This is a genomic window from Dietzia sp. DQ11-44 (assembly GCF_014145205.1).
Taxonomy (GTDB): domain Bacteria; phylum Actinomycetota; class Actinomycetes; order Mycobacteriales; family Mycobacteriaceae; genus Dietzia; species Dietzia natronolimnaea.
Genome location: NZ_JAALEC010000542.1, coordinates 1 through 1,990, shown reverse-complemented (window position 1 = coordinate 1,990; position 1,990 = coordinate 1). Strand labels below are relative to the sequence as shown.

General features: G+C 71.0%; 2 protein-coding genes. One reads left to right on the top strand and one right to left on the bottom strand.

Going from position 1 to position 1,990, the window contains the following annotated elements; genetic code table 11:
• On the bottom strand, positions 1-1,364 hold a 1,364-nt coding region (locus G6018_RS13155; protein WP_182639845.1), incomplete at its 3' end, for an MFS transporter.
• A gap of 104 nt (positions 1,365-1,468) precedes the next feature.
• Between G6018_RS13155 and G6018_RS13150 the strand changes: the two genes are divergently transcribed.
• On the top strand, positions 1,469-1,990 hold a 522-nt coding region (locus tag G6018_RS13150; RefSeq protein WP_182639844.1), incomplete at its 3' end, for a TetR/AcrR family transcriptional regulator.

Here is a 1,990-nt window from a genome sequence, read left to right as displayed (position 1 = left end):
AGCGCCGGCCCGGCCACGGCGACGAACTCCACCGCGCCGGCGAACGAGCTCTCCACCGCCTGCCGCCCGGACTCGGGCACGCCGGGCAGGACGTCGACGATCCCGGTGGCGTAGCGGCCGGCCAGGATGCTGCCCGAGAGCGCGATGCCGATCGCGGCTCCCACCTCGCGCATCGCGTCGTTGACGGCGGCGGCCACCCCCTGTTCGTCGACGGAGATGTCAGAGACGATCGCCGAGGTCGCCGGCGCCGTCGAGAGCCCCAGACCCACGCCCGCCGCGAGCATCGGCCACATGATGTCCCAGTACGTGGAGTCGACGCCCAGCCGGGAGAGCAGGATCATCCCGGCCGCGATCGCGCCGACGCCCACCACGGAGACGACCCGCAGTCCGACCACGGCGGTGATGCGGGGCGAGACCAACGAGAAGAGCAGGACCGGCAGCGCCATCGGTGCCAACGCCAGGGAGGCGGCGATCGGGTCGTACCCCTTGACCAACTGCAGGTACTGCACGATCAGCAGGAAGAACCCGAAGATCGTCAGGAACTGCATCCCGACGGAGATGGAACCCGTGGCGAAGCCCCGGCGGCGGAAGTACCGCACGTCGAGGAGTGGGTCGGTGGCACGGAGTTCGACCAGGACGAAGGCCAGCAGGCTCACCGCGGCCACGATGAGGGTGACGACGACGAGGGGGTCGGAGAAACTCGTGTGCGCACCCTCGATGAGGCCGAAGACGACGCCGCCGACCGCGAGCGCCGAGAACACGGATCCCAGCACGTCCGGCCGCCCGTGCCGGGACGCCACGGATTCACCGATCGTGAGGGCGGCCAGGAGCACCAGCAGACCGATGCCGGAGTAGACCACGAAGATCGCCTTCCACGACCACACCTCCAGCATGACCCCCGAGCTGAGCAGGCCGACGATCCCGCCGATACCCGCGAACCCGGCCCACATGCCCACCGCGGAGCCGCGACGTTCGGACGGGAAACTGGCGGTGAGCAGCGAGAGCGTGGAGGGCATGACGAACGCCGCGCCCACTCCGGCCACCGCACGCAGGACGATCACCCAGAGCGGCGAGTCCAGCCAGATGGGCAGGGCCGAGGACACGGTGAACAGGGCCAGCCCCACGATGAGGGTGGCCCGGCGGCCGAAGCGGTCGCCCAGGGCGCCTGCGGTGAGCACGAGCGCGGCGAGCGCCAGCGTGTAGGAATCGACGATCCAGGTGAGCTGGGCCTGGGTTGCCCCGGTGGCCACGGCGATGTCCGGGAGGGAGGTGTATAGCGCGGACATCGTGGCGACGACCAGCGACACCGCCACGATGTTGACGAACAGCAGCCAGCGGCGCCGTCCGGTGGTCAGTTCCAGCACTTCGGCTCCCTGGGGTCGGAGGTGGCGACATCTGAAGAAACGATACCGCCGGTATCGGTCGGGTCACCACACCGTATCCCACCGGGGGCCGTCACAATGGACCCATGCAGTCTCCGACCGATCCGCGCCGCGCCCGCTCGCGGGGAAAACTCCTGGACGCCGCGGTGGACCTGCTCCTGTCAGGTGGTGCCGCGGCGGTGACGGTGGACGCGGTCACCCGCGTGTCCGGCGTCGCCCGGACCACGCTGTACCGCAACTTCCCCTCCACCGACTCACTGATCGCGGCGGCGTTCCGGCGCCTGCTGCCGGCGCCGGAGCCGCCTCCGAGTGACGCCCCGGTGCGCGATCAACTCGTCCAGCTGTGCACGTCCATGACGCGCCTGATCCAGGACGCCCCGCTCCAGCAGTCGATGTGGGGATGGCTGGCGATGGGCCGGGGTGCCGGGGACGACGACGAGGTGGGCGAGCTGCGCCGCGGCGTCGTGGACTCCTACGCCGCCCCCCTGCACGCCGTCCTGTCCACCGCCGAGTCCGCCGGAACCCTGATCCCCGGGGACCGCGACCTGGCGGTGGCCCAGCTCGCCGGGCCGGTGGTCCTCGCGCGCATGATCGGACTGCGACCGTTC